We start from the raw sequence: 21,457 nt of genomic DNA on the forward strand, positions 1-21,457 counted from the left end.
GTTTAGCCACGCTAGGGATAATTGCATAAATATGCTCAGCCCGTCTGATGCCCCGTCGTGCTCTCGATGTCCACCCGGAAGAATACCGGCTCAAGCGGGCGCTCTGACCCTTCTCTGGTGACCGTCTTGGTATAGGCCGGCTCCCACCATGTTGCATCCTTCGACATCAGCTTCGCGATTGCAGCCTTTTCTTCCTCCAGTCCGAGCTCACGATAACGCCCGCGCACGACAACCGTACTCCACTGGGTGCGCGATGCGATGTCGTCAAACAGGATGCACACCGCATCATTACGGCGCATCGCATCGATTTTCTGACCTTCGGTTGTGAAGGAATAAAGTGAACCGCCGCTAAAGCGAAACCCCATCGGAACAATAACCGGAGCATTATCCAGAACATAGGCGAGACGCCCGACATGCGTCTGCTGGATCATGTTTCTGATATCGTAGTCCGACATTTCCTTGATGATCATGGCACGCCTCCTGAACATTCCCAGTCTACAAAAACCCGGACAATTTAACCTTGACTGTAATCAATCAAACGAAGAGCCGACCTTCGGCGATCTTGATTGCCGTGCCGCCGATGCGCGCGCTGACGAGTTTCTGCTTTTCCACATCGATTTCAAGGCGAATACGCGACGGGCGCCCCATTTCCATACCCTGTTCGATCCACCATTGCGAACTGCCGTCCAACGGCTTGTCGTTCTGTTGGATCAAGCCTGCAAAAGCCGCGACCGCCGAACCCGTCGCCGGATCTTCATAGATATTGGAACCTGTCACAAACATACGCGCATGAAAATTGCTGTCGAACAGAATAGTATCACGGCAATAGACGTAGATCGGCAAAGGACGATCACCGACATGCGGCAGGCTTTCCGCTACATAAACCGGATCAATTGCCACTTTGGCCGCAGCGATCAAATTATGCACTGGCACCAGAAGATAAGGCGTTCCGGCACTCCACACGGCGGGAACATGGTTTTCAAAACCGATTTCGTGGGTTCCAAGTCCGACGGCCGCCGCTGCTTCTTCCTTTTCCACCCGTACATCTAGCTTTTCCGGCAAGCGCGGCAGATCGAATTCCGCAAAGGCGCTGCCTTCGTCCAAAATGACCCCACACCGCACAATTCCGACTTTTTCTTCCAGCGTAATGAGCCGGTCTGCCTCCTCGCCCACATCCTGACGCCGCGCCAGTGAGACAGCGGCTCCCACCGTTGGATGGCCTGCGAATGGCAGTTCGTAATCGGGCGTGAAAATGCGCACAGCCGCCTCATGAGCAGGATTTTCAGGCGGCAGAATAAAAACTGTTTCTGAAAGATTGAATTCCCGCGCTATCGCCTGCATGCGCGCATCACTCAGCCCCTCACAATCATGAAGAACGGCCAGCGGATTTCCAGCAAGAGCCTTGTCGGCGAAAATATCGAAAACTTCATAGAAACGGCCGGAAAATTCCGTGTCGCTCATGCTTCATCCTCCTCTCGCCTGATGATGCTTCATACCAAACAGCATGCCCCCGCAGCACCGAGCATAACGATTTTACCGGCTCTGTCACCCATCGGTCAGCAGGGCTTGTTCACATATCCAAAATGCCAATCGGCAAAGGCGCGAACGTAAGACGGTGTGGCATCCCCCATTTCACCGTGAGCTGTAACGGGAATAATCTCTGCAAGTTCCGGTTCTGACTGCGCGGCCATAAACTTTTCGATTTCAGCTACAATCTGTTTTGTGGAAAGATCAAAACGATGACGGCGGAAAAGCGCAATGCTGCGATTGGCGGTAACCAGATTGAATTGGGGTTCTGCCCGCGCCTTACGTATGTCGAGTCCGGTTTCCTCCAACACCTCACGCCGCATATTGCCTTCAAAATCAGCATAGGTTTCGATGACGTCATTATCATCGATCGAACCGGCAGGAAAATAGATACGTCCGCCCACAGCGCTCTGATTGCTCATTCGCGCCGCGATTAGATGGCCCTCCCGCGAAACGATCACGCCTATGGCAAAAATATGCCATGGCCGTACTGTCTCAGGGTCTTGCCGCCAATACATGAGCGTGGCGAAACTCGTGCGCTGGAAAGAAGCCTGCAACACACCGTTTTGCAAGTCTGCATTTGGTGCGAGAAACACCTCTCCGTCAAACAAAGCCGGTTTTGCGGCATATTCCCGTTGCCAATTGGCGGCAATCAACGCCTTGTTTTGTTGCGTATAGGCAAGCGGTCCCGGCACCACCCGCACATCAGCGGCGTCAAGGACGTGGACGGTATTTTCCTTCACCAGTTGCATCGTTACCGACTTTGTTTTTCGGACATTCAATACCCATATTCACACTATACTTGATTGATAGTATCAAGGTCACATACACGGATCAGGTATCTGAAAGCGGGTGAAATGTTCAAGTCAACACTTTGCGCAGCAATTGTCACAAGTCTCATGACCGGCTTTTTCGCCGTGCCCGTCATGGCTGTTGAGTTGCGCAAGACACCTTATCTACCGTCTCTCCGGCCTGCTGGCTCTCCCGTCCCCAGCCTCAATTCCGGCATTAACCGACCTGGGCCTGCTTCACGCGGATGCTATGGCTCAACCACCTGCCGCAGCAGCGACACCTATATTAACGGCAACGGTGTTCTCAAATACAGGAACGGAGAACCGCTGGAGGTTCGCCCGTCGACACGACCCCAGCCCAGGCGCTTCGGTCCAAGCATCAATCATATGCAATGGTGCTCGAACCGTTATCGCAGTTACCGCAGCTCCGACGACAGCTATCAGCCTCTCGCCGGGCCGCGTACAAGCTGCAATTCGCCGTTTCAGCGCTGATCAGGCGGCAGCTGATTTGCGCTGTGTCTCGATCAACCGGCCAAGGCGCTTGATGCCTTCATCAATCATCGCGTCATTGGCACAGGAATAGCTCAGCCGCAAAGTATTGGCACCACTACCATCAGCAAAGAAAGCCTTGCCCGGCACGAAGGCCACCTTTTCGCTTTCGATGGAAGCCGCAAGCAGCTCTGCCCCGTCCATGCCTTCCGGTAGCGTCACCCATATGAACATGCCGCCTTCCGGTCTGGTCCACTCAGTGCCCTTCGGCATGTATTTTTGCAAGGCTTGCAGCATGCTGTCACGACGTTGCTTGTAGACCTTGGCGATCTTGGCAACCTGCGCGTCAAAGCTGCGGGTCGCGACGTGATGAATTGCAATCTGGTTGATCGTCGAGGAATGTAGATCCGCCGCCTGTTTCATGAGTACGAGCTTGCGGATAACCGTCTGCGAGGCGACCACATAACCCACACGCAAGCCCGGAGCGAGCGTCTTGGAGAAGGATCCGCAATAGATGGTGCGGGTCTTTTCGATGTCACCGCCATTACGGGCAATGTCGAGTGCCAGGATCGGCGGAATGGCTTCGCCGTCATAACGTAGATACTGGTAAGCCGCATCTTCGATAATGGCAGCCTCGAGCTCGTCTGCCTGACCGAGCAACTTCTCGCGTGTGGCGCGATCCACCGTTTCGCCGGTTGGATTGGCGAAATCCGCCGACAGATAAAGGAACTTCGCCTTGCCGCCTGCATTCTGTGCCGCATGAGCATAGGAAGCTGGCGTGCGATTGCCCTGGAGCGCCAGCGCATCATAGGTCGGCTCATAAGCATTGAACGCCTGAAGCGCACCCAGATATGTCGGTGCCGTCACCAGAGCGGTGTCGTTTGGCGACAAAAACAGCCGACCCAGATAGTCGAGCGCCTGCTGCGAACCCGATGTGATGAAGACATTATCTTCGGTGCAGGGAATGCCGATCTTGGCCAGTTCGCCAACTAGCCATGTTCGGAGCGGTTTGTAGCCTTCGGAGACCGAATATTGCAGAGCCGCATTGGCTTCGCTGCCGGTCAGCGACGCCTGATAGGCTGCCTGAAAGGCTTCGTTGGGGAACAGTGCCGGATCGGGAATACCACCGGCAAAAGAGATAATATCCGGCCGCTCCAGAAGTTTTAGAAGTTCACGGATTTCTGATGCGCGCATACGTTTGGAGCGCGTTGCAAAAACATTTTCCCAGTCCAACACGGGAAATCTCCTTAAATTCAACCTAAACTTCGCCGGATAAAGAGAAGCGATAGCGCAATTCCAGCCAGACTGGAACAGCTCATGCCATGCTTTGATGGAATAAAGATATTCGGATTAGGAATTTAACAGAGTCGTAGCGATGCCTGTCTGCAATCCTAGACCATCGGGGATGAAGAGGGCGAAACAAACGCCCTTTTTCTTTGATCGAAAAGCACCGTAAAATCCGATGAGATTCTGGTTCTGGACCGGCGAAAATGGTGTTTTGCGAGGACCGGAGCGCAGCGTACATTAGTACGCGAGCACCAGAAGCCGAACAAAACGCCATTTGCAGACGGCCAGAACCGGAATATCTCGGATTTTTTTAGTTGCGGGCCTTATCTACCAGCTTATTGGCGGAAATCCACGGCATCATACCGCGCAATTTTTCACCGACTTCTTCAATCTGATGGCTGTCATTGTTTCGGCGGATGGCCTTGAAGCGCGCAGCGCCACCCTTCCATTCCTGCATCCAATCAGACGTGAACTTACCGGTCTGGATGTCTTTGAGAACGCGCTTCATCTCTGCCTTGGTCTCTTCGGTGATGATGCGCGGACCAGTGACATATTCGCCCCACTCGGCCGTATTGGAGATCGAGTAGTTCATGTTGGCGATGCCGCCTTCGTAGATCAGATCAACGATCAGCTTTACTTCGTGAAGGCATTCGAAATACGCCATTTCGGGTGCATAACCGCCTTCGACCAGCGTTTCAAAGCCAGCGCGGATGAGTTCCACCAAACCACCGCAAAGAACGACCTGCTCACCAAACAGATCGGTTTCGCATTCTTCCTTAAAAGTGGTTTCGATGACGCCCGAGCGACCGCCGCCAACGCCTGAAGCGTAGGACAGAGCCAGATCATGAGCATTTCCGGAAGCATCCTGATCGATAGCGATCAGGCACGGCACGCCGCCACCCTTCTGGTATTCGCCGCGCACCGTATGACCGGGGCCTTTCGGAGCGATCATGACGACGTCAACGCTCTTCTTCGGCTCAATGAGGCCAAAATGAACATTGAGGCCATGGGCAAAAGCAATCGCAGCGCCATCACGCAGATTGTCGTGAATGTGATCCTTGTAGATGTCGGCCTGCAGCTCGTCAGGCGTTGCCATCATAAGAAGATCAGCCCATTTGGAGGCATCGGCAACATTCATCACCTGAAAGCCGTCAGCTTCGGCCTTCTTGACCGTTGCCGAGCCTTCACGAAGCGCGATGCGCACATTGGCAGCACCCGAATCTTTCAGGTTCAGCGCATGGGCGCGGCCCTGGCTACCATAGCCCACAATGACCACGTTCTTGGACTTGATCAGGTTAACATCGGCGTCCCGATCGTAATAAACACGCATTTCCTATTCCCTTCAGTCAAATTATCCTGCGTCTTCCTCGCAGAAGATTAAGCCCCATAAAGAGCGAAAAACTGCTTTGTGGCCCGCCGGGCGTCCCGGATGACCTCCGCATCAGTCAGTTCCAGCCGGTCGCCGAGCAGCAACCGGATCTGCATGTCCCGAACCACCAGTCCGAAAAATGCACGAAATGCTTCATCGATATCGTCGAAAGCCAGAAGCTTCGCTTCCTGTCCCATTTCAAGGATCGGCTTCAGACGTCTGGCCATGGCGACCGGCCCATTGGCGAGAACGATCTCGCCCAGCGCAGACTTAGCTGATGCGGCATGGCTCACCGCCAGACGGTTGAGAGCAATCGACGTCGGGCTTGAAAGCACCAGAAGCCAGTCGCGGGCAAAATGTTCGAGGCTTGAGAAAAGCGATTCTGCATCAAGCTTTTCACGCGCCACCGGAACAACGCGCACTTTCGACGCCTGCCAGCGCACCATCGCCGTCAGCAAACCATCGCGGTCGCCGAACCATTTATAGAGGCTTTCCTTGGAGCAGTTTGCGGCGCGTGCGATGCTTGCCGTCGTCAAAGCGCGATCTCCGCCCTCGACCAGAAGCCGCAGCGCCTGCTTCAGAACCTCGTTCTGACGCGGCGAAAGCGACTGACGGTCTTCAGCCTGAAATTCCTCGCTTCTATCGCTCAAGGGCTTGCCTCCTCATCCTTGTACCGTACGGTACGGTTCTAATTCATAGAGCGATGCAAATGAGCGGTCAAGAAGGATTTTTCGGATTTTGCTCTATCGACGCAAAAAACAGACAGCCCCCAGAGCACACTCAAGGAGTGAGCCGGAGCCGTCTGTTTCGTTTTTACCTGCAAGGTGCGATCTCAAAGATTGACCTGTGTTCCGATCTCCACGACGCGTCCGGTCGGTATCTGGAAATATTCGGTTGCATCTGAGGCCGTGCGCGCCAGAAGAATAAACAGCTTGTCCTGCCATAAAGGCATACCCGAGCGTGCGGAAGCCTTGAGCGAGCGACGCGAGAGGAAGAAGGATGTCGTCATGATATCAAGCTTCCAGCCAAGCTTGCGACACAAGGCCAGCGCACGCGGAATATTGGGCTGCTGCATATAGCCGAAAGTCAGCGTGACCTGCATGAAGCGCTCGTTGAATTGCGATACGCGGGCACGGTCTTCACTCGACACCCATGGCCGCGATGCCGTGACCACGGTGAGGATGACGTTGTTCTCGTGCAGCACCTTGTAGTGCTTGAGACTGTGCATCAACGCGGTCGGCGCACTTTTCAAGTCCCCCGTCAGGAACACCGCCGTACCCGATACAATGGTGGGTGGCCGTTTGCCCATCTGCTCCACGACAAGATCAAGAGGCACTTCCGCCTTGCGCGTTTTCATGAAGAGATGGCGCGTACCGCGCACCCATGTCCACATGATTACGACGAGGATGGCCGCTATACCGATGGAAGCCCAGCCGCCGTCATGCACTTTGATGATATTGGCGCTGAAAAACAGGATATCGATGATAAGGAAGGCCAGCATGAGCGGGAGCGCACGCATCACCGGCCACTTCCAGATATGCGTCATGACGATGTAAAGAAGCACAGTCGTTACCAACATGTTTCCCGTGACCGCTATGCCGTAAGCTGCGGCCAGATTGCTCGATTTCCCAAAGCCCAACACAAGGATGACGACGGCGAGGCCGAGCAGCAGATTGACGCGCGGAATATAGATCTGCCCGTGCAGCTTCTCCGATGTATGCTGGATTTCAAGGCGCGGTAGAATATTCAGCTGCACCGCCTGACGCGCCACAGAAAAAGCACCGCTGATAACCGCCTGACTGGCGATCACGGTTGCCGCAGTCGCGAGCAAGACCATCGGCCACAACGCAATTTTCGGTATCATCTGGAAAAAAGGCAGCGCTGCGGCCTCACCATGGGCAAGAATGAATGCCGCCTGCCCGAAATAATTGAGTACAAGGCAGGGGAAAACGATCCACAGCCATGCGCGCACGATAGGCCTGCGTCCAAAATGGCCAAGATCGGCATAAAGCGCCTCGGCACCAGTCATGGCAAGGAAAACGGCTCCCACCGTAATGAAGGCAACGCCCGGACTTATTATAAGAAAACGCACCGCATAATAGGGATTGAGGGCGGCGAAAACGCTAGGATCGTCGAAAATATGCCAGAGGCCGGAGGCACCAAGCGCCAGAAACCACAGCGCCATGATAGGCCCGAAAACAATGGCAACCTTGCCGGTGCCGAAGCGCTGCACTGAAAACAGCGTCACCAGAATGACTACCGTCACCGGCACGACGAAGGGCGTCAGGTCGGGAGCGACAATTTCCAGCCCCTCCATGGCAGAGAGAACCGAAATCGCCGGGGTGATGACGGCATCACCGAAAAACAGCGCCGCCCCGCAGATACCCACGCCTAAAATGAGGTTCGGTCTTCCCTTGAGTGCACTGCGCACCAGCGCCATCAGCGATAAAATGCCGCCCTCGCCGTTATTGTCGGCGCGCAGCACGAACAACACATATTTGACCGTCACCACCAGTGTCAGCGCCCAGACAATGAGCGACACCACGCCCAGAATATCGGAACGCGACAGGACGCCATCGGCCGTTGCCGCATGAAGCGCCTCACGGAAGGCATAAATCGGACTGGTGCCGATATCGCCGTAGACGACGCCCAAAGCACCCAGAACCAGCGTTTTCATGCTGTCTTTTGGAATATCGCTTTCGTCTGACAAAACGCCGTTTCCCACATCGGGAGCAATTGCCTGCCCGATAGATTGCGTCTGGGATCGCGTTTGTTCGCCCTCGCCATTCAGTTCGCTGCTCAATTGCAGGCACCTCGCGGTTGGTTGAAGTCATTCTTGCTGGATATCAATTCCGTTAAAGAGCCCGCTCAAATCGTGTCTGAAGGTTGCGAATAAGAGCGGTTTTTCCTTTTGTCCGGGTTCAGTCCTGTTCAAATAATCTCATAATCAAAAGTCCGTTTCTCGATAAAACGGCTGCGGACGTTAATAGGTTAATAAACAAAAATACAAATGCGTATTAAACAGGGCTCATGTAAAATCCATGCACCCTGTGCATTGCTACAGCATCGCGCTTTCCAAAAATCGGAATCGATTTTTGGAAAGCGCGATGCGTAGATTCAATAAATCAGAGCGACCTTTGTGCTTCCGAAAGGACGCACGGCGCTCTGGGAGACCTAATTGGCCTCGCCCGCCAAAGCGGTCATAAAGCGTTTTACAGTAGCGGGCATGCCATGGACAAGGGCGTCCGCAGTCAATCCATGCCCGATAGACACTTCTTGCAAGTCCGGTACGCGCTTTGCAAGAGCGGGAATATTCTTCACCGTCAGGTCGTGGCCGGCATTGAGCGTAAGACCAAGAGCGCGCGCTGCATCTGCTGCTTTTCCAAGCCTCTCCAGTTCGCGTGCGCTAGCAGCAGGGTCGTCGTAGGTTGCGCCATAGGGACCTGTATAGAGTTCCACCCGGTCGGCACCGACGCCCTTTGCGATTTCATAGCCCAGAGGATCGGGATCAGCAAAGAGTGACACGCGCATGCCACGCGCCTTCAGCCTTTTGACGATGGGCGCCAGATAATCGGCTTTGAGAACAAAATCCCAGCCATGATCGGATGTCGACTGCATCGGATCATCGGGGACCAGCGTCACCTGTTCAGGCTCATGTTTTTCGACCAGATCGAGAAAGGCGTCGCTGGGAAAGCCTTCCATATTGAATTCAGCATGCGGAAATTCATCATCGATCAAGGCGCGCAAAGCACCAAGATCGGAAAAACGAATATGGCGCTGATCAGGCCGCGGATGCACCGTCAGCCCTGCCGCACCCGCCTCAAGCGCCACGCGCCCGATGCCCGTCACGCTTGGCCAAGGCAAATCTCGCCTGTTACGCAGCATAGCCACTGCATTGAGATTTACAGATAATTTTGCAGTCATGCAGGCATTCTCCAACGTCCGATATTGCGCTTATACTCCGCATTAGTGAAAAATGTGAGCGTTTTCACGTCGCAGGCTACACTTCATCCCCAAACTCTTCTTCGCGCTAATTCGGGCATGAAACTATCGCGCACAACTTGAAAATCGAATAAAGTTTCAGCAACCTTTGCCCGCGCTCACGCGTTTTCTGCCGAAAGAGGTGCCTTATCATTTTGCACCCCGGACAAAGATTGCAGGAGACGATCATGCGCAATGAAGACATACCGGTTATCCGCCGCATTCCCACGAACCGAAGCGATGTCTTCGCCTTCGACATAGAAGGCCATATGGACGATTCATCACTGGAAAATCTCTATGGACTTTTGGACGGCGCCTATGAACAGCATGAGGAGATCGACCTTCTGATCCGCCTGACCGGCTATGAGGGGATGGATTGGGGGGCAGCTTTCTCCGAAAGCACCTTATCCATGCGCGCCAAGTCACTCAAGCACCTGCGCCGCTATGCCATTGTTGGCGGACCACTGTGGATACAGGCCAGCATCACCCTGATGCAGCCATTTCTGTCCATAGAAATACGCTGTTTCGAACAAGAAGACGAAGCAAAGGCATGGGAGTGGCTGAATGCCGAGCCAGTAGAGGAATGACTATTTTACCACCGTCAGACGCTCGGCCGCACGGGTGATCGCCGTATAAAGCCAGCGCTCCCGCGTATCGCGGAACGCAAAGCTTTCATCGAACAGCACAACATCGTCCCATTGCGAGCCCTGCGCCTTATGAACGGTCAGCGCATAGCCATAATCGAAATCGTCATAGCGTTTCTTGGTCTGCCACGGAATTTCGCTATCCGGGTCTTCAAACTGCGCTTTGAGAAGTTTGATCTTGGAAACGCCACGATCATCATCTTCGGGCGACACCAGCAGATTGATACCGGGCTTCACCGTTTCCTTGGATGAAGTCATTACCTTCCACAGCGATCCGTTGAGCAGACCCTTAGCTGGATCGTTGCGCAGGCAGACAAGCTTGTCGCCAGCCTGCGGATAGTCGGCTGTAAAGCCTTTCAACTCGCGAAGCCGCTGATTATAGCGCCGCCTTGTGCGGTTGGTGCCGACCAGAACCTGATCGGCAGCCAGCACCATATCGCGGTCAACTTCGCTCTTGCCAATCACCTTGGCAAGCCCGTAATCACCATAGCTAAGTTCGCGGCCCTCGCGCACATCAAGCGCCATGCGGATGATGGGATTATCCTGCGCCTGCCGATGAATTTCGGTCAAGAGATAGTCCGGCTCATGTTCGGTAAAGAAACCACCGCCGGAAATCGGCGGCAACTGTCCCGGATCGCCCAGAACGAGAATTGGCGTACCAAAGCTCATCAGATCACGGCCCAGCGCCTCATCGACCATAGAGCATTCATCCACGACAATCATCGCAGCCTTTGCGACCGGGCTTTGCCGGTTGAGCGCGAAAGTCGGGGCGATGGATGTTTTGCCTGTCGTCTCGTCCTCAATGGCTTCCTCGCCACGCGGGCGATAAATCAGCGAATGCAATGTGCGCGCATTGCTGGCACCTTTGGAGCGCAAGACCTGCGCCGCCTTGCCGGTGAAGGCCGCAAACTGCACATCGCCATCAACATGCTCTGCAAAATAGCGCGCAAGCGTCGTCTTGCCGGTTCCGGCATAGCCGAACAGCCTGAAAAGTGGGCTGCGACCCTCTTTCAGCCATTGCCCGACTGCTTTGAGCGCCTGATCCTGTTCCGGTGAAAACTGCATGACTGTTTCAGACAGGATTCGCGCATAAGACGCAAGTCCGATGATGATATCCCTGACCGGACATCCGGAAATCTGCCCGCCGTAGAGTATAAGTTTGTAATATGGCGTTGCAATCGGTGTGATCAACTTTGCATCCGTCGGCGTACAATGTGGCTTTGGCCCATACCACACCACGGACGATGCAATGTTGAAATGACTAATAAAAAAGGGAGCGCCACAGAGACCCTCCCCTTTTACGTAACAATAGAAAGACGTTACATGCCCTGCGGACCGCGGTTCATTGCCGAAACACCAGTGCGGCAGATTTCAACCAGCCCGAGCGGCTTCATGATCGCGATAAACTGATCGATCTTTGCCGGTTTTCCAGTGATTTCGAGCACGAAATGCTCGGTCGTGGCATCCACCACCTTGGCCTTGAAGGCATCCGCCAGACGCAGCGTCTCAGCGCGGGCCTCGCCGGAACCCGCCACTTTCACCAGCGCCAACTCACGTTCGATGGGGCGGTCATGGCCAAGTTCCGCCGCGCGGTGGCTTAAGTCCACAACGCGATGCACCGGCACGATGCGCTCCAGCTGATGGCGGATCTGGTCGAGCACATGCGGCGTTCCGCGCGTGACGATGGTGATGCGCGACAGGTGCTGCTCATGCTCGGTTTCGGAAACCGTGAGGCTTTCGATATTATAGCCGCGACCGGAAAAAAGACCGATCACCCGGGCAAGGACGCCCGGTTCATTATCGACGAGAACGGCAAGCGTGTGGGTTTCCGGTGTTTGCGTCTCGGCTGCGATAAAATAGGCCGAGCCGGAAGCGAGATTTTGTGCGTTCATAATTGGGTTCCTTCCACTCAGACTAGCGCACGGCCTTGGGCGTCGATGGCATTGGCAACAGCTTCATCGGTGGCTTCATCAGGCAGCAGCATTTCATTATGCGCCTTGCCTGACGGGATCATCGGGAAACAATTGGCGAGATTGGCAACACGGCAATCAAAAATCACCGGCTTGTCGATATCGATCATTTCCTGAATGGCCGCATCGAGTTTACCCGGCTTGTCACAGCGGATACCGTGCGCACCATAGGCTTCGGCCAGCTTGACGAAATCGGGCATGGCTTCGGTGTAGGAATGCGACAGACGGTTGCCGTGCAGCAATTGCTGCCATTGGCGCACCATGCCCATATATTGATTGTTCAGGATGAAAATCTTGATCGGCGCATTATGCTGGATAGCCGCAGACATTTCCTGAATGCACATCTGGATAGATGCATCGCCCGCAATGTCGATCACCAGCGCCTCCGGGTGCGCGATCTGCACGCCAAGCGCTGCCGGCAGACCATAACCCATGGTGCCGAGCCCACCCGAAGTCAGCCAGCGATTGGGCTCCTCAAAACCAAAAAACTGCGCCGCCCACATCTGGTGCTGACCCACTTCCGTAGTGATGTAGGTCTTGCGGTCTTTTGTCAGTTCGTAAAGCCGCTGGATCGCATATTGCGGCATGATCACGTCCTTGTTGGGCGTGTAGGCCAGCGAATTACGTGCCCTCCAGCGATCGATCTGCTCCCACCATGCGCTCATGGCCTTTTTCTCCGGCTTCTTTTCAGAGGCGCGGAACTGACGGATGATGTCTTCAAGAACATGCTCGACATCACCGACGATCGGTACATCCACGCGGACGTTCTTGTTGATCGAGGACGGATCGATATCGATGTGGATTTTCTTTGAATAGGGTGAAAATGCATTCAGACGCCCGGTGATGCGGTCATCAAAACGCGCGCCGAGGCACAGCATGACATCGCAGTCATGCATCGTCATATTGGCCTCATAGGTGCCGTGCATGCCAAGCATTCCCAGCCAGTTCTTACCTGAGGCCGGATAAGCGCCAAGCCCCATCAGGGTCGAGGTGATGGGGAAATTGCCCAATTCTACAAGTTCACGCAGCAGACGGGAGGCTGCGGGACCCGAATTGATGACACCACCACCTGAATAGATGACCGGCTTTTTGGCATTCACCAGCAGCCGAACCGCCTCGGTTACGGCCTGCGCGTCACCGCTGACAATCGGGCGATAACTGGTGCGCGGACTGGTTTCCGGCGGCGTATAGATGCCGGTGGCAAACTGGATATCCTTTGGAATATCGACCAGAACCGGACCGGGGCGCCCGGTGGAAGCGATATGAAAGGCTTCATGCAGAATGCGGGCGAGATCGTTTACGTCTTTCACCAGCCAGTTATGCTTGGTGCAGGGGCGCGTGATGCCGACCGTATCGGCTTCCTGAAAGCCGTCCGAACCGATCAGCGAGGTTGGAACCTGACCGGAAATGCAAACCAGTGGAATGGAATCCATCAACGCATCCTGAAGCGGGGTGACGGCATTGGTAGCACCGGGACCGGAGGTGACGAGCATCACGCCAACCTTGCCGGTCGAACGTGCATAACCTTCAGCTGCATGGCCGGCACCCTGCTCGTGACGCACCAGAATATGCTGGACCTTTTCCTGCTGGAACAGTTCGTCATAGATCGGCAACACGGCACCGCCTGGGTAGCCGAAAATGCTTTCCACACCCTGATCGATTAGAGCCTGGATCACCATTTCCGCACCCGTCATCTCACGCGGATGGCTTGCGTCCTGCGTCTGGCTGGCGATTTTCTCCGCGTCCTGTTTATCTGCGCTCATCAGTCTCTTCCCGTCTCGGCTGCATTTCAGTGTCGGTTTAAACCAAAAATGGCTAATTTTGATAATAAAAAAGGCCCCCGAGGGAGCCTGTCTTTCGCGCATGGGAGCTTTCGCCGGATGGTTACACCACCCTGCCCATGCGCGTTCGTACCACAAGAATGCTAAATTTGTTCATGCGCGGACAGTAGTCGCCCAAAATGGTGCCGTCAACGCATAAATATGTGAGTGGCAATATTTGCTTAATATATGGGCCGCTGAATACTAACTTTATTTCAAGGCTTGTTCGGCACCGCTCACAAATTTCCAACTATCATCAAGCTGGTTGCGAAACCATGTCGACTGGCGTTTGGCATATTGCCGCGTGGCAATCACTGAACGATCGATTGCTTCCTGCGCGCTCATTGCGCCTTCAAAAAATGCTGATATTTCCCGCACACCGATTGCCTTCATGGCGGGCAAGGCAGGATCAAGCCGCAGAGCCAGAAGTGCCTTTACCTCATTGAGTGCACCTTCGTCCCACATCGAAGCAAAGCGCTGCGCGATGCGCGCTGACAACACGTCACGCTCCGGCAGAAGGACGATCTTGCGGGCAGAGGCAGCATCCACCAAGGCCTCACCCTTGGCACCATGCCATTCAAGCAAAGACTTTCCGGTGCCTTCAAGCACTTCAAGGGCGCGCACAATGCGCTGGCTATCGGTCGGTTGCAGTGTGGCAGCGATTTGCGGGTCGCGCTCCGACAAGATGCGATGGAGGCTTTCCGGCCCCTCGTCGCGCATGCGCTCGCGCCATTGATCGCGCACATCCTGCGGCACTTGCGGCATTTGCGACAACCCGCCAAGCAGAGCGCGAAAATAAAGCCCGGTACCGCCGACAAAAACCGGCGTTCGTCCTGTAAGCTCTGGGCGCATTAAAAGAGAGGCAACATCCTCAAACCACTTGCCGGTAGAATAGCTGAGCCTTGGCGAGATATGGCCATAGAGATAGTGTTCGGCTTCCTTCAGGTCGTAAGCTCCCGGACGTGCCGTGAGACAGTCGAGCACGTCATAGACCTGCATGGAATCGGCATTGACGATGAACCCGCCGGTTTGCCGCGCAAACGCAAGTGCAAGAGCCGACTTGCCGCTGGCCGTCGGTCCGGCTATCAGGATTGCGTTGTTGATCGCGTCCCTTGTCATCGCAGGAAATAGTCCCTCATGTCCGCATCCGCCTCTCTCGTTGCCACCCTGATTGCCAATCCGGCCAAAGCCAGTCTCGTACCCGCGCTTGGGATTAAAGCCTCGGCGGCCACGAATGCAACAGGACTTTACTGGCTTGCTGACGGTATTGCCTGCGATATCCCGCTTACCCACGGCATTAAAGCGGACGAGGCACACGCCTTGCTGCGTCATGCGCTCAACGGCGAGCCAATCGATATCGTTGTGCAGGAACAGGACAGCCGCCGCAAGAAAATCCTGATCGCCGATATGGATTCGACCATGATCGAACAGGAATGTATCGACGAGCTTGCCGAGGAAGCGGGGCTGCGCGAGCGTGTCGCAGAGATCACCGTGCGCGCCATGAATGGTGAAATAGAATTTGAGCCAGCCCTGCGCGAACGCGTCGCGCTCTTGAAAGGCCTGCCGGTTGCTGTGATCGACAAGGTGATTGCGACGCGCATCACATTAATGCCGGGCGGACCGGAACTGGTGCGCACGATGCGCAAGCATGGCGCTTATACAGCTCTCGTCTCGGGCGGTTTTACCGCCTTCACCCAGCGGATTGCAGAAATGGTCGGTTTTAACGAAAATCGCGCAAACCAGCTTCTCAATGACGGGGCAAACCTTTCCGGCACAGTCGCAGAACCGATTCTCGGCCGGGAGGCCAAGGTCGAGCGACTTGAAGCCATCGCCGACCGACTGGGGCTTACACCCGAAGACGCCATAGCAGTGGGTGACGGTGCCAACGATCTGGGCATGATACAGCTTGCAGGAACGGGCGTGGCGTTACACGCAAAACCCGCTGTGGCAGCACAGGCAAAAGTCAGAATCGATCATGGCGACCTGACAGCACTTCTCTATATTCAAGGGTATCGAAAAGCTGATTTCGTAGAATAGAGTGCATTCTGAGAATGTGTGAAACGGTTTTCGGATAAAATGCGCGTTAATTCAAAAAACAAAAGAACCGATCTGGTTCATTCAGATCGGTTCTCTGGAAATAATCGGCTTACGCAACCTGACCGGCGCACCAGCCTGATGACCATGCCCACTGGAAATTATAGCCGCCCAGCCAGCCGGTGACATCGACCACTTCGCCAATGAAATAAAGCCCGGGAACGGACTTGGCTTCCATGGTGCGCTGATCAAGGTCACGCGTATCGACACCACCCAAGGTCACTTCCGCCGTCCGGTACCCTTCCGAACCGGCCGGCTTTATACGCCAGTCACGCACCGCAGCCTCAACCCGTCGCAAAACCTTGTCCGACATATCGGCGAGATGAGTGCCGGTGCCGTTTTCCTCGGCCAGTGTCTGCGCCAGTTTTTTGGGCAGGTGAAAGCCTAGCACGGTCTGCAAGGCCTGTTTTCCGTTTGTCGAGCGCTCTTTTCGCAAAGCTTCAAAAAGATCGGTTCCGGGTAGCATATCAATGCGAATTTCATCACCTTCTTTCCAGAAGGACGAAATTTGCAGAATGGAGGGCCCGCTGATACCGCGATGCGTAAACAGCATGGCCTCGTCAAAACTGGTTTTACCGCAAGACACCGAGGCATCAAGTGCAATCCCCGCCAGCGGCTTGAGACGCTCAAGTGTTACCGGCTCAAAGGTGAGCGGCACCAATGCGGGCCGCGTTTCGACAAGCCGCAAACCGAATTGCGCAGCAATCTCATAGCCGAAACCAGTCGCCCCCATTTTGGGAATGGATTTTCCACCACAGGCCACAACCAACGAACGGCAACGAAATGAACCATCCGTCAGTTGAACATCAAAACCATCAGCGTTTTTTTCAATCTTACTCACCGAACAGGCAAGTTGCAGCCGCGCACGATGGCGACGCATTTCACCCAGCAGCATGTCGATGATCTGCGTGGCAGAGCCATCGCAGAAAAGCTGCCCCAGCGTCTTCTCATGATAGGCAATGCGATGGCGCTCGATCATCGCGATAAAGTCGCGCTGCGTATAGCGCTTGAGCGCCGAGATGCAAAAGTGCGGATTTTGCGACAGGTAGTTTTTAGGGCCGGCATGCAGATTGGTGAAATTGCAGCGCCCTCCACCGGAAATACGGATTTTGTCGCCGGCTGTTTTAGCATGATCAACAAGGAGCACCGAACGTCCGCGCCTGGCTGCTTCAATCGCGCACATCATTCCGGCAGCGCCCGCGCCGATCACCACAACATCAACGGTTTCCAATATCAGTCGATCCGTACAGTCACAAAGCGCAATTCACCTGAACGCGAAGCCAGCATCAAAAGCGCGTTCTTGCGATTCTCACGACGCAATGCATCGATGCGTTTCTTCACATCTTGCGGCGTCTTCACATTCACCTGCCCGACATCGACAATAACATCGCCGGTTTCAACCCGCTTTTCACCCGCTGCTGATCCGGGTGCGACATAAAGAATGGCAACACCCTGAACGTCTTCGGCAATGCCAAATTCACCACGAACCTCGTCATCGAGTTCCGCCAGTTTCATGCCGAGGACCGAAAGAGCGGCCTCGCTTTTAGCGCTGTCCTCATCTGCTTTATTTTTGTCCGTCTTTTTTTGAGGTGTTTCGGGCAGCACACCATCGGGCAGTTCCTGTCCTTCGTCTTCACCCTCTTCTGCATCAGGCGGCGGAGCCTGATCCTCGGTTGCAGTCTCCATGCTCCTATCGTCTTCAACCAGACGCCCGAGCTTGACCTTGAGCGTCTGCTCGGCACCATCACGCACGACTACGATCTTGACTTCCTTGCCGACCGGGCTTTCGGCGACCAGACGCGGCAAATCACGCGCCGTATCGACCGCCTTGCCCTCAAAACGGATGATGACATCACCCGCTTTCAGCGCCTTGTTATCGACGCCTGAATTTTCAATCAGCCCACCAATCAGCGCGCCCTTGGCGGCTTTCAGGCCTAAGCTGTCGGCGATATCCTGCGTCACGGGCTGAATACGGATACCGAGCCAGCCGCGCTTGACCTCGCCAAACTCCTTGAGCTGATCGATCACGCCGACGGCCATTTCGGAGGGAATGGCAAACCCGATCCCGATCGAGCCGCCGGAAGGGGAAATAATGGCCGTATTGACGCCAATCACCTTGCCTTCCATATCGAAAAGCGGACCACCGGAATTGCCGCGATTGATGGCGGCATCGGTCTGGATGAAATCATCATAGGGGCCAGATTGAATATCGCGCTTACGCGCAGAAATAATGCCCGTTGTCACCGTACCGCCAAGACCGAACGGATTGCCAATTGCCAGAACCCAGTCACCGATGCGCGCTTTTTCCGAATTGCCAAATTGCACAGCGGTAAGCTTGCGCTTGGAGGGATCAACCTTGAGCACGGCAAGATCGGTCTTGGTGTCCTTGCCGACCAGTTCGGCTTTCAGCTTGGAGCCATCTGTGAAATTGACCTCAATCTCGTCAGCATCGGCGATGACGTGATTGTTGGTAACGATAAAGCCTTTGGCGGCATCGATCACAAAACCCGACCCAAGCGATTGCACTTTGCGCGAATCATCGCCTTTTCTGCCACCCTTATTATCAAAGAAATCCTTGAAGTAGTCTTGAAACGGAGAACCTTCCGGCACATTCGGCATGGGGACAGGGCCATCATCCCCCTCGCCACCTTCATTCTTCACAGTCTGAGATGTGGAGATATTGACCACCGAATCAAGCAGGCCTTCGGCTATATCCGCTACAGAAGCAGGCCCCCGCGTCATTACGGCCTGTTGCGCAACGGCTGGCATGGCTCCGGTTACGACCAATGCCCCCAAAGCCACGGTTGCCAATAGAGTGCGAGCAAATCCCGCCTTGGGTGCACTTGCCATAAAGCTCCGCTCCGTTCCTGTGTCCGCGATCAAATTAGGCCTGCATGGTGAACAGGCGGGTGTGGTGGGTTTGAATCTGAATTTCGATCAAAGTGTTGCTCCAAAGTGATACGAATTTCAGATCCGCCACGCTCGTCTGATTAGATCGTCGCAAAATAAGGCCTGTTTGCGGCCTCGCCTAGTCCGGCCAAAAGAAATAGAGCATTTTTAAACCGAATAGAGCGGATAAACGCATTACCCCCGGACAAACCAGACAATAGCGACACCGATAGCAAGCGCTGCAATACCCGCTACACGCAGAGCGTTTTCGGGCGTCTCACTGGCTTCTTTCGCAAGTTTTCTCGCCAAAGCAGGAAAGCCGCCATAGAGCAGCCCTTCGAAGACGAAGAGGAGCCCCACGGCGGCTAGAAAATCGGCCATAAATCGCCTGTCCCGACTTTACTGTTCAGGGGTCGCCAATCGGCCACCCGCATCACGGAAGAACTTGAAGAACTCCGAATCCGGCGACAGAACCATCGTGGTCTCAGGCGTCTGCAATGCTTGCCGATAGGCAGCCATCGAACGATAGAAGGCAAAGAAGCCCGGATCTTTCGATGCCGATTGCGCAAAGATATCACTGCGCTCAGCTTCGCCTTCACCACGCAGGATTTCAGACTCCTTGCGCGCTTGCGCCAGCAATTCGACAACCTGGCGATCGGCAACAGCACGAATACGCTGTGCTTCCGCGCGGCCACCTGCACGCAGGCGCTCGGCTTCCGCCAATCGCTCTTCCTTCATGCGCTCATAGGTCTGCTTGGACACATCCGCCGTCAAGTCCGTACGGCGAATACGCACATCAACGATTTCCAGCCCCAGCGAACTCGCATAGTTGCGCATCTGGTCACGCACTTCGCGCATCATATCGCCACGCTCTTCGGAAAGAGCCGCCTCGAACTGACGCTTGCCGTAAACACTACGCAGCGAGGCGTTCAGCCGGGTTTGCAAACGCTGTTCAGCAAGTGTTCTGCTGGCACCCTCAACGCTCTGGCGGAAAACGCGGGCATTCGAAATACGATAAGTCAGGAACGCATCCACATCGTAGAACTTGCCGCCCGACACCTGAACACGAATATCTTCGAGATCAAAGCGCAACAAACGATTATCGACAATCTGCACCGTATCGGCATCGAACATGCTGAAGGGAAGTTTGAAATAGATGCCCGGTTGCGTGCGCACATCCACGATCTGGCCAAAGCGGACGACAATCGCCTGTTCGCGCTCATTGACGATATAAACGGACGAATAGACCAGAAAAATAATAAAAGCGACGATACCGCCAATGATCGGAAGTCTGTTCTGAGCCATTACTGGTTACCTCCGGTCGCAGATGTTGGAGTTGTCGTCGATGCTGGAACGGTGCCGCCTGCAGCACCTGTCCGCGGCTGCTGCCGCATAAGTTCATTCAACGGCAGATAAGGCACAACGCCCTTGCCTTGTTCGACGATGATTTTCTTGGTGCTCTTCAGAACGCCTTCCATCGTTTCAAGGAACAGGCGGTTACGGGTAACTTCCGGTGCTTTTTCATATTCGGCCTGAACCGAACTGAAACGCTGCGCCTCACCTTGCGCGTCCTGCACGACACGGTTCTTGTAAGCTGCCGCATCTTCGCGGATCTGCGAAGCCTGACCGCGCGCCTTTCCTAGTTCCTGATTGGCGTATTTGTTGGCCTCGTCCTTGAAACGGTCCTCGTCCTGCTCTGCACGCTGGACTTCTTCAAAGGCATCGGCCACTTCCTGCGGCGGCGCGGCATCTTCGATGGAAACCGAATTGATCTGGATACCGGTCTTGTAATTGTCGAGCGTCGACTGAACAATACGCTGAACACTCTGAGAAATATCTTCACGATTGTCGCGGAAAATATCCTGCGCCGGACGGCGACCAACAATCTCACGCATCGCGCTCTCGGAAACCTGCTGCACCATATTGTCGGGACTATCGACATTGAACAGATAGGCACGCGCATCAGCAACGCGGTAAAGAACGGAGAACTGGACATTGACGATGTTCTGATCGCCCGTCAGCATCAAGCCTTGCGTGGCCGTGCTCGAACCCTGTCCGCCAATATTGATCTGCTTTTCAACGATCTGGGCCTTTTCGTAGGTCTCGACTGGCCACCAATGGAAATGCAGACCTTCGCCAGAAACCGTATCTTTGGGCTTGCCGAAGCGAAGTTCGACGGCAATCTCATCAGGCTGCACGGTATAGACAGACTGGAATACCCAAAAACCGAGCAAAGCCGCACCGACGAGGAAAACGATCGCTCGGCTGCTACCAGTGCCGCCGCCACCGCCACCCGGAAACACCTTCTTCAGACGGTCTTGGCCTTTACGCAGAATATCTTCGAGATCAGGGGGCGTGTTCTGGCCACCACCCTTTGGTCCTTTCGGACCCTGTCCCCATGGACCACCATTATTATTGTTATTATTATCGCCGCCACCGCCCCATGGGCCGCCGCCGCCATTCTGATTACTCCAGGGCATCCTCACCTCTCGTCCGCGTGACGCGAGGTGCAATGCCTCCCGTCATCAACTAATGTTTCCGTTTTATAGGCATCGCGAGGGCTGGTTTCAACGCAAGACGGCAAATTTATACCGCT

20 protein-coding genes are annotated in these 21,457 nt (G+C 54.8%); 3 read left to right on the top strand and 17 right to left on the bottom strand.

What is annotated here, in order from left to right; all coding sequences use genetic code 11:
• Positions 1-35: 35 nt before the first annotated feature.
• The 3 genes from AAIB41_RS05755 to AAIB41_RS05765 form a co-directional block, all read right to left on the bottom strand.
• On the bottom strand, positions 36-470 hold the full coding sequence (locus AAIB41_RS05755; RefSeq protein ID WP_343312291.1) for a pyridoxamine 5'-phosphate oxidase family protein: 435 nt from the start codon (positions 468-470) through the stop codon (positions 36-38).
• Positions 471-534: 64 nt separating this feature from the next.
• A complete protein-coding gene (locus AAIB41_RS05760) occupies positions 535-1,461 on the bottom strand; it encodes a PhzF family phenazine biosynthesis protein (RefSeq protein ID WP_343312292.1) in 927 nt (308 codons plus the stop codon).
• 95 nt (positions 1,462-1,556) lie between these two features.
• Positions 1,557-2,279 carry an NUDIX hydrolase gene (locus AAIB41_RS05765; RefSeq protein WP_343314676.1) on the bottom strand — a complete coding sequence of 241 codons (723 nt, stop codon included), beginning with the start codon at positions 2,277-2,279 and terminating at the stop codon, positions 1,557-1,559.
• Between the two features lie 147 nt (positions 2,280-2,426).
• Between AAIB41_RS05765 and AAIB41_RS05770 the strand changes: the two genes are divergently transcribed.
• Positions 2,427-2,810 carry a BA14K family protein gene (locus AAIB41_RS05770; protein WP_343314677.1) on the top strand — a complete coding sequence of 128 codons (384 nt, stop codon included), beginning with the start codon at positions 2,427-2,429 and terminating at the stop codon, positions 2,808-2,810.
• On the opposite strand, the gene AAIB41_RS05775 is transcribed toward AAIB41_RS05770, so the two are convergent.
• The 5 genes from AAIB41_RS05775 to AAIB41_RS05795 form a co-directional block, all read right to left on the bottom strand.
• Entirely contained in the window at positions 2,811-4,043 is a 1,233-nt protein-coding gene (locus AAIB41_RS05775) for a PLP-dependent aminotransferase family protein (protein WP_343312293.1), read from the bottom strand.
• Positions 4,044-4,404: 361 nt separating this feature from the next.
• Complete coding sequence (gene ilvC, locus AAIB41_RS05780) at positions 4,405-5,424, bottom strand: ketol-acid reductoisomerase (protein WP_343312294.1); 1,020 nt, start codon at positions 5,422-5,424, stop codon at positions 4,405-4,407.
• 47 nt (positions 5,425-5,471) lie between these two features.
• Positions 5,472-6,113, bottom strand: a complete 642-nt coding sequence (locus AAIB41_RS05785; RefSeq protein ID WP_343312296.1) for a TetR/AcrR family transcriptional regulator — start codon at positions 6,111-6,113, stop codon at positions 5,472-5,474.
• 182 nt (positions 6,114-6,295) lie between these two features.
• Positions 6,296-8,140: a potassium transporter Kup gene (locus AAIB41_RS05790; RefSeq protein WP_343314678.1), complete on the bottom strand. Its 1,845-nt coding sequence runs from the start codon at positions 8,138-8,140 to the stop codon at positions 6,296-6,298.
• A gap of 497 nt (positions 8,141-8,637) precedes the next feature.
• Positions 8,638-9,387 (bottom strand): pyridoxine 5'-phosphate synthase, encoded by a 750-nt coding sequence (locus tag AAIB41_RS05795; protein ID WP_343312297.1) that lies wholly within the window; start codon positions 9,385-9,387, stop codon positions 8,638-8,640.
• 245 nt (positions 9,388-9,632) lie between these two features.
• Between AAIB41_RS05795 and AAIB41_RS05800 the strand changes: the two genes are divergently transcribed.
• The gene (locus AAIB41_RS05800) at positions 9,633-10,031 is read left to right on the top strand and encodes an STAS/SEC14 domain-containing protein (RefSeq protein ID WP_343312298.1); all 399 of its coding nucleotides are present in this window, start codon (positions 9,633-9,635) and stop codon (positions 10,029-10,031) included.
• On the opposite strand, the gene AAIB41_RS05805 is transcribed toward AAIB41_RS05800, so the two are convergent.
• The 4 genes from AAIB41_RS05805 to miaA form a co-directional block, all read right to left on the bottom strand.
• Positions 10,032-11,153 (bottom strand): ATP-dependent RecD-like DNA helicase, encoded by a 1,122-nt coding sequence (locus AAIB41_RS05805; protein ID WP_343314679.1) that lies wholly within the window; start codon positions 11,151-11,153, stop codon positions 10,032-10,034.
• Positions 11,154-11,407: 254 nt separating this feature from the next.
• Positions 11,408-11,980: an acetolactate synthase small subunit gene (ilvN, locus tag AAIB41_RS05810; RefSeq protein WP_343312299.1), complete on the bottom strand. Its 573-nt coding sequence runs from the start codon at positions 11,978-11,980 to the stop codon at positions 11,408-11,410.
• 17 nt (positions 11,981-11,997) lie between these two features.
• The gene (locus AAIB41_RS05815; RefSeq protein WP_343312300.1) at positions 11,998-13,821 is read right to left on the bottom strand and encodes an acetolactate synthase 3 large subunit; all 1,824 of its coding nucleotides are present in this window, start codon (positions 13,819-13,821) and stop codon (positions 11,998-12,000) included.
• A gap of 267 nt (positions 13,822-14,088) precedes the next feature.
• On the bottom strand, positions 14,089-14,997 hold the full coding sequence (gene miaA, locus AAIB41_RS05820) for a tRNA (adenosine(37)-N6)-dimethylallyltransferase MiaA (protein ID WP_343312301.1): 909 nt from the start codon (positions 14,995-14,997) through the stop codon (positions 14,089-14,091).
• An 18-nt stretch (positions 14,998-15,015) separates the two neighbouring features.
• Here miaA and serB point away from each other — a divergent pair, with 18 nt between their 5' ends.
• Positions 15,016-15,915, top strand: a complete 900-nt coding sequence (gene serB, locus AAIB41_RS05825) for a phosphoserine phosphatase SerB (RefSeq protein ID WP_343312303.1) — start codon at positions 15,016-15,018, stop codon at positions 15,913-15,915.
• Between the two features lie 109 nt (positions 15,916-16,024).
• On the opposite strand, the gene AAIB41_RS05830 is transcribed toward serB, so the two are convergent.
• The 5 genes from AAIB41_RS05830 to hflK form a co-directional block, all read right to left on the bottom strand.
• Entirely contained in the window at positions 16,025-17,203 is a 1,179-nt protein-coding gene (locus AAIB41_RS05830) for an NAD(P)/FAD-dependent oxidoreductase (protein ID WP_343312304.1), read from the bottom strand.
• A gap of 2 nt (positions 17,204-17,205) precedes the next feature.
• Positions 17,206-18,822, bottom strand: a complete 1,617-nt coding sequence (locus AAIB41_RS05835) for a Do family serine endopeptidase (protein ID WP_343312305.1) — start codon at positions 18,820-18,822, stop codon at positions 17,206-17,208.
• A gap of 234 nt (positions 18,823-19,056) precedes the next feature.
• Positions 19,057-19,242: a DUF2065 family protein gene (locus AAIB41_RS05840; RefSeq protein ID WP_343312306.1), complete on the bottom strand. Its 186-nt coding sequence runs from the start codon at positions 19,240-19,242 to the stop codon at positions 19,057-19,059.
• An 18-nt stretch (positions 19,243-19,260) separates the two neighbouring features.
• Positions 19,261-20,166 (bottom strand): protease modulator HflC, encoded by a 906-nt coding sequence (locus AAIB41_RS05845; protein ID WP_343312307.1) that lies wholly within the window; start codon positions 20,164-20,166, stop codon positions 19,261-19,263.
• Positions 20,166-21,341, bottom strand: coding sequence for an FtsH protease activity modulator HflK (hflK, locus tag AAIB41_RS05850; RefSeq protein WP_343312308.1), 1,176 nt, complete (start codon positions 21,339-21,341; stop codon positions 20,166-20,168). The genes AAIB41_RS05845 and hflK overlap by 1 nt, the downstream gene beginning before the upstream one ends.
• Between the last annotated feature and the right edge of the window lie 116 nt (positions 21,342-21,457).

This window comes from Brucella sp. BE17, from assembly GCF_039545455.1.
Lineage (GTDB): Bacteria > Pseudomonadota > Alphaproteobacteria > Rhizobiales > Rhizobiaceae > Brucella.